Source organism: Streptomyces sp. NPDC037288, assembly GCF_055603265.1.
Genome location: NZ_JBVJVY010000127.1, coordinates 1 through 6,055, shown reverse-complemented (window position 1 = coordinate 6,055; position 6,055 = coordinate 1). Strand labels below are relative to the sequence as shown.

The window sequence follows — 6,055 nt, the reverse complement described above, 5'->3', positions numbered from 1 at the left end:
TTGAGACTTCAGACATCTCGCTCAACAGTCCGAGGGCCTCGCCCGTTACTCGACCGGCCTCGTCACCCGATCGGTGGCCAAATTGAAAAGCCTCCGGGTCTGACAACCGGGCCTGACCGGCAGGATCAGCTCGCCCTCCAGCCAGATGCTTTCCTTCGCCTGCCAGCTCGGGACAAAGAACTCCTCCAGATCGGCGATCACACGATCGATCACGTACGGTCTCGCCATCCGCGCCGGCAGCCGCAGCATGCACGCCGCAGCAGCCTGCGCGGCCTTCCGCACGGGAACGCTGCCGGTCGGCAGCGGCAGACCGCCGCGCCCTCACCGGCCCAGCTGACCGTCGCAAGCGACCCGTCATCGAGCCGCTCCACAATGATGACCTCCACACTCTCCAGGGCATCGCGCACCTGCGCCCGCCCGGCGCGAGTATCGTCCGCATCCCCGCATTACCGGACAGCCAGCCCACCAGCGACCGCCCAGGCCGACCCTGGGCGGCAATGCGGAACATGTCCGCGGTTTTGCCCTTGGCCGCCCTGACCTCCTCGTACACGCGGCGCGCCGGCCCATCGCCTCTGCCCAGATCGCAGCCGGTTTCCGTACCAGTGTCGGCGCCACCCACGCCTACGTTCGCTCCTTCGTGACGCTGCTGGCCCGCCGGGCGCCGGGACTGACCCGGATCCTTCGCGAGGTGAAGGCGAGAGCGGAGTATGTGCTGGTGGATGGCACCCTGGCCGAGTGCGGCCGGGTGGGCGACGCACGTGCCGACTGCAACGGCAAGCATCGCCGCCACGGTGTGAACCTCCAAGTCATCACCGCCCCCGACGGCAGGATCCTGTGGATTTCCAGGGCCCTGCCCGGCCGCACCCACGAGCTCACCGCGGCCCGCCGGCACCGTGTCATCGCCACCTGCCGACGACGGGGCATCCCGGTCCTGGCGGACCTGGGCTATCTCGGCGCCAGCGGAACCTTCGCCGTCCCGCACCGCCGCCGTCCGCCACAAGCACTCACCGTCCAGCAACGGTCGGTGAACAAAGCCCATGCGCGGATCCGGAATCCCGTCGAGCGCGGCATGGCCCCGGCTCAAGACTGGCGCATCTTCCGGAAAGCCCCGCTGCAGCCCCACCTGGCTCACCACAGCAGCCCGCGCCGTCCTCACCCTGCAGAGCCACCGCTGAAAAGGCTCGGTGTTCACATCTGCCGTGCCGACGTCAGGTCGGCGATCTGCTGGTGGGACAGCAGGCCGGCGACGGCTTGGACGATGTCGCTCATGTGCTCGCGGCGGCCGAGATGGGGGGCCAGCCGTTTTTCTTACAGTCCCAGTACGGCCTGGACCGCAGTGCCTGGCGGCACACGCACCCCACCCGCTGGGACCAGCTGCGGCAGTGGGCCGCCAGGCTGCTCCGCACCCGCACCGCCTGACTCCTGACCCGACGCCCGCCATGGCGACGCCCTCTGCTACCTGCACGAGGCCGCCACGCCCATCACCGACAACACCGCGCTGCTGCGCAACCCGTTCCTCGACCTGCAAGGAGATGACGCACGACCTCGCCGATGCCGCTGTACCCGGACCTGCCGGAGAACGCGCTGATCGTGTTGATCGGTGCCTCTGGCGCGGGCAAGTTGACGCTGGCCGCTACCTGGCTCGCGAGCCAGGTGCTCTCGCTTGACGCCCTGCGTGGTGCCGTTAGGTGGGCCGTGGTGCACTCATGTGTGCAGGGTGGTGCTGGGCGGGGTGTGGAACAGGTCCTGGTAGCGGGAGGCGAACCGGCCGAGGTGGAGGAAGCCCCAGTGAACGGCGATCTGGGTGACGGTGGTGGTGGCGGGGTCGGCGTCGAGCAGGTCCCGGTGGGCGCGCAACAAACGGACGTCACGCAGGTAGGCGAGCGGCGTGGTGTCGAGGTGGCGGCGGAAGGCGTACTGCAGGGTGCGGGGGGTGACGCTGGAGGCGTGGGCGATGTCGGCGAGAGTGAGGTCCTGGTGGGCGTGCTCGTCGATGAACGCGGTGGCGCGGTGCACCGTGTCGCGGGTGGCGTCGGTGCGGTCGTGGGGGCTGTCGGTGGCAGTGGTAACGGTGTTGGGGAAGACCGCGAGCGCGGTGGCCGCCAGCAGCTGTGCGGTGTTGGCCACGAGCAGGGGTGCCTCGGTCGCCAACTGGGCGTGGTCGAGGAGGCCGCCCAGGTAGACACCGGTGGCGCGCCAGTGGTCGGCCAGGGCCTGGGTGGCCGGGCGCAGTGAGGTGAAGCGCAGCGGTGGGGTCTGCTCGGGCAGGGCGCTTGCGACCTTGTGGAGCAGTGGCAGCGGGAGGGTGGTGGTGCCCACGTGCGCGTCGTGGGTGGTGGCGGTGTGTTCGGTGGCGGGCTGTCCGGTCAGGAACAGGTCCTCGGCGCCCAGGTGCTCCACGCCTGCCGGGGTATGTCGCTCCGCGGTGCCGGCCAGCAGGCGGGCAACGACGATTTGGGGCGCGGGCTGGGAGGTGAACCGGAGCCGGCCGGGCAGGCGGTGTTCACCGGCCTGGAACAGGCCGGCGTCGGTGTGCTCGATCTGGAACAGCTGGCCGGGTTCGGGGGCGGTCATCCGGATCGGCGTGCGGTAGGCGGCGGCGAGTTCCTCGCGGGCCCGCTCGGGGCAGGTGGTGGCCAGGCGGCGGCGCGTCAGCGGGGCGTCTGTCGGGGCGGGGGTGGCGGCCGGTCGGGCGGCGTCGGTCAGGACTGCGGCGCAGAGGACGGCCAGGGTGCAGCCCGCCGCGGCGGCGTCGCTGGTCAGCCGCGCGCGCGCCTGTTCGGCGGTGGTGCGGGTCTGCTGCATGATCACGCCGATGGCACGCTCGATCGCGGCGGCGGCGGCCAGCTGGTGGCGTAGGCCGTGCGCGTGCCCGGACGGGGGCAAAGGGTCCTGCCTGAACACGGCTCTCCTCTACCAAGGCCAGCTCGTTTGTCGGCTCACGACGGGGCCCGGGCCCAGGCACTGTCCTGGGGTGGCCACGCTAGTGCGCGCGACACCCAGGTGGTGCGCGGCGGCGGGCCGGTTCACCGGAAAGGACGGCTGCCGCAGGTGGGGGCGCCAACCCGACAGGCACGGGTTGTCCTAGGATGCTGTCAAGCGCGTGAAGGGCGGTGATCAAGGGTGTTGTTGCCCCGAGTCGTGCAGATCATGGGGTCCGTGATCGCCAAGGAGGATCCGGACCTGCCCCAGCGGCTGTGCGTCGCACTAGCGGGACGCTTTGGAGGGCCAGGGGGCGGCGCTCGCGCTGATGGCCGACCTGACCCACCACCACACCCTGGCTGCCTCCGGCGACCAGGCCGCGGACCTATGCCAGCTGGAGTTCGACCTGGGCGAAGGACCGGGGCTGCATTCCGTCGCCCACATCCGCCCCGTCCTGGTCGGCGACCTTTCCGGGGCGGACGCCGAGCGGTGGCCCATGTGGGCGGCGACCGTCGCCGAGCGCGGCCTGCCAGCCCGGGCGGTGTTCGCGTTCCCGCTGCAGATCAGCGGCACCGCGTTCGGCCTCGTTGAACTGTTCCGCGTCCAGCCCGGCGCCCTGGACGAGCTGGACGCAGCCGCGGCCCGGGTCGCGGCGGACCTGGCCGCCCTGGCGCTGGCGCATTCCTTCGACCAACCCGTCGACTCGTTGGGCACGTCGGGATGGGCGGAGGAGGACCTGGACAGCGTGGAGGTGGACCAGGCGGTGGGCATGGTGATGGCGCAGCTGCGCGCCCCCGACGCCACGGCGCTGTCGATGCTGCGGGCGCGGGCGTTCGCCGAGGGCCGCCGGCTCGGCGACGTCGCCCAGGACGTCCTCACCCGCAAGATCACCTTCGAGGCCGGCGAGCAGGAACAGGAGTAGCGTTGACAGGAACGAGGGAGGTGGCCGTGGACCGATCCGAGCCCGCCATCGAGGCGTTCGCGGAACTCGCGGATGCCCTGGTCGGCGACTTCGACCTCGTCGAGACCCTAGACCGGATCATCGGCCACTGCGTCACCGTGTGCGGCGCAGCCGGCGTCGGCCTGGTCATCCAGGACGCCCACCACGTGCTGCGCGACATCGCCTACTCCGACGACCAGGTCCGCCGACTGGAACGCCACCAGGTGACCGTCGACGAGGGCCCATGCGTCGACTGCGTGGCCACCGGCGACATCGTGATCGCCCACGACCTCGGCGCCGCGCACACCCGCTGGCCCCGCTTCGTCCCCGCCGCCTTGGACGCCGGGTTCGCCAGCGTGCGGGCCCTGCCGATCCGGCACCGCGGCCGTACCATCGGCGCCCTCAACCTCTTCGACCAGGACACCGGCGCCGGCAGCGAGGCCGCGCTGCGGGCCGCGCAGGCGTTCGCCAACCTGGCCCTGCTCGCCGTCCTGCAGCAGGTCCAGCCCCGCGACGGGATCGCCGCACACATCACCCGTGCCTTGCACGACCGGTCCGGGATCGAACGCGCCAAAGGCATGCTCGCCCACGACGCCGACACCAGCCTCGACCACGCCTTCACCCTGCTGCGCGCCCACGCACACCGCACCGGCCAGGGCATCACCACGCTGGCCCGCGCCCTGGTGGAGGGCCAGACCACCACCAGGGAAGTCCTCGCCGCAGCCCCCTCGCAGTAACCATCCGGTCCGTGCTTCGCTCCCGAGACCGCCGACCCGGACTTCTTGGGCGTGTACGGAACTTTGTGTAAGTCCTGGGCCATCACTTGGTGTTGAGCCGGTCCTCGAAGAAGAGTGAGAGCTGGTTCAGTGCCTTCTTCCAGTGTGCCGCGACGTGGTTGACATCGCGCGCTCTGGGGGTGATCTGCTCGCGGACTGCGAGGTAGAGCACCTTCAACGCGGCCTGCTCCGAAGGGAAGGCTTTCCGCAGCCGTGCGTTGATCGACTCGATCAGATTGGTCGAGTAGACGACCTTCCTTATCTCCGGCGGGAAGGCAAGATAGGGGGTGAATTCGCTCCACGCGGCCTGCCAGGTCCGCACGATCGCGGGATACCGTTGGCCCAGCTCGCTTGCGGCGAAGTCGGCGAGGGCCTGCTCGGCAACCTGTTCGGTCGGGGCGGTGTAGACGGCCTTCAACTCCGTGACCAGCCTGGTGTGGTGCTGCTTGGAGGCGAACCTCAGCGAGGCACGGATCAAGTGGATCACACATGTCTGAACGGTGGCCTTGGGCCAGGTCGCGGTGACCGCGTCGGGCAGGCCCTTCAGTCCGTAGCAGGCGACGATGTACACGTCCTCGACCCCGCGGTTGCGGAGCTCGGACAGCACGGTCATCCAGGTCGTGGCGCCTTCCCCCTCATCGCCGGCTCACAGGCCCAGCACGTCCTTGCAGCCGTCCATGTCCACCCCGACGGCGAGGTAGACCGGACGGGAGGACACGGACCCGGAGCGGATCTTCACCCACAGCGCGTCGATGTAGATGATCGGCCAGACGGCGTCCAGCGGTCTGTTCTGCCATGCGTAGAGCTCGTCGGTGACGGCGTCGGTGACTTTGCTGATCAAGTCCGGAGAGACCTGGACGCCGTACAGGCCGGCCAGGTGCGAGCGGATGTCGCGCACCGACATGCCGCGTGCATACAGGGACAGGACCTGCTCATTGAACCCCGCAAGCCGTCTGGCGTGCTTGGGTACCAGTTGCGGTTCGAAGGACCCGTCACGGTCCCTGGGAACGGCCAGCGTGACCGCCCCGGCATCGGTCAGCACCGTCTTCAGCGATGTCCCATTGCGGCTGTTGCCCGAGCCACGGCCTGTGGGATCGTGCTTCTCGTATCCGAGGTGGTCGGTCATCTCCGCGTCCAGGGCCCGTTCCAGCACGGCCCGGGTCACCTCCGTCAGCAGCCCGCCTTCGCCCAGCAGGGCAGCACCCGAGGCGTCAGCGCGGTCCAGCAGCCGCTCGACGACCTCATCGACGAGCTTGCCCCCGACCGGTTCGACGCCCGGGATCTCGTTGTCATTCATGTCCGTCCGTCCCGGCTGGCCGAAGGCCCAGGTCAGACATCCCATGGCGTAGGGATGTCAAGCGGCTCCGGCGAGGGTTGCGTGGTGTGACCACGCGGTGGCCTCGTCGTAGAGGGTGCG

At 70.1% G+C, this 6,055-nt stretch carries 5 protein-coding genes and 3 pseudogenes; 5 read left to right on the top strand and 3 right to left on the bottom strand.

The window, feature by feature from the left end:
- Positions 1–45: 45 nt before the first annotated feature.
- On the bottom strand, positions 46–303 hold the full coding sequence (locus ACZ7GZ_RS41955) for a hypothetical protein (RefSeq protein WP_471032985.1): 258 nt from the start codon (positions 301–303) through the stop codon (positions 46–48).
- A gap of 334 nt (positions 304–637) precedes the next feature.
- Between ACZ7GZ_RS41955 and ACZ7GZ_RS41950 the strand changes: the two are divergent.
- From ACZ7GZ_RS41950 to ACZ7GZ_RS41940, 3 genes and pseudogenes are all read left to right on the top strand, one after another.
- Positions 638–1,114: pseudogene (locus ACZ7GZ_RS41950) on the top strand (transposase family protein); the annotation flags it as partial.
- 113 nt (positions 1,115–1,227) lie between these two features.
- Positions 1,228–1,419 (top strand): hypothetical protein, encoded by a 192-nt coding sequence (locus tag ACZ7GZ_RS41945; protein ID WP_471032983.1) that lies wholly within the window; start codon positions 1,228–1,230, stop codon positions 1,417–1,419.
- Between the two features lie 132 nt (positions 1,420–1,551).
- Positions 1,552–1,686: pseudogene (locus tag ACZ7GZ_RS41940) on the top strand (ATP-binding protein); the annotation flags it as partial.
- Positions 1,687–1,704: 18 nt separating this feature from the next.
- Here the strand turns inward: ACZ7GZ_RS41940 and ACZ7GZ_RS41935 are convergent.
- Positions 1,705–2,904: a helix-turn-helix domain-containing protein gene (locus tag ACZ7GZ_RS41935; RefSeq protein WP_471032982.1), complete on the bottom strand. Its 1,200-nt coding sequence runs from the start codon at positions 2,902–2,904 to the stop codon at positions 1,705–1,707.
- A 316-nt stretch (positions 2,905–3,220) separates the two neighbouring features.
- On the opposite strand from ACZ7GZ_RS41935, the gene ACZ7GZ_RS41930 reads away from it, so the two are divergent.
- Together ACZ7GZ_RS41930 and ACZ7GZ_RS41925 are read left to right on the top strand one after the other, a co-directional pair.
- Complete coding sequence (locus ACZ7GZ_RS41930; protein ID WP_471032979.1) at positions 3,221–3,844, top strand: ANTAR domain-containing protein; 624 nt, start codon at positions 3,221–3,223, stop codon at positions 3,842–3,844.
- Between the two features lie 26 nt (positions 3,845–3,870).
- On the top strand, positions 3,871–4,599 hold the full coding sequence (locus ACZ7GZ_RS41925; protein ID WP_471032976.1) for a GAF and ANTAR domain-containing protein: 729 nt from the start codon (positions 3,871–3,873) through the stop codon (positions 4,597–4,599).
- An 82-nt stretch (positions 4,600–4,681) separates the two neighbouring features.
- Here the strand turns inward: ACZ7GZ_RS41925 and ACZ7GZ_RS41920 are convergent.
- Positions 4,682–5,935 (bottom strand): annotated as a pseudogene (locus ACZ7GZ_RS41920) (IS256 family transposase).
- Between the last annotated feature and the right edge of the window lie 120 nt (positions 5,936–6,055).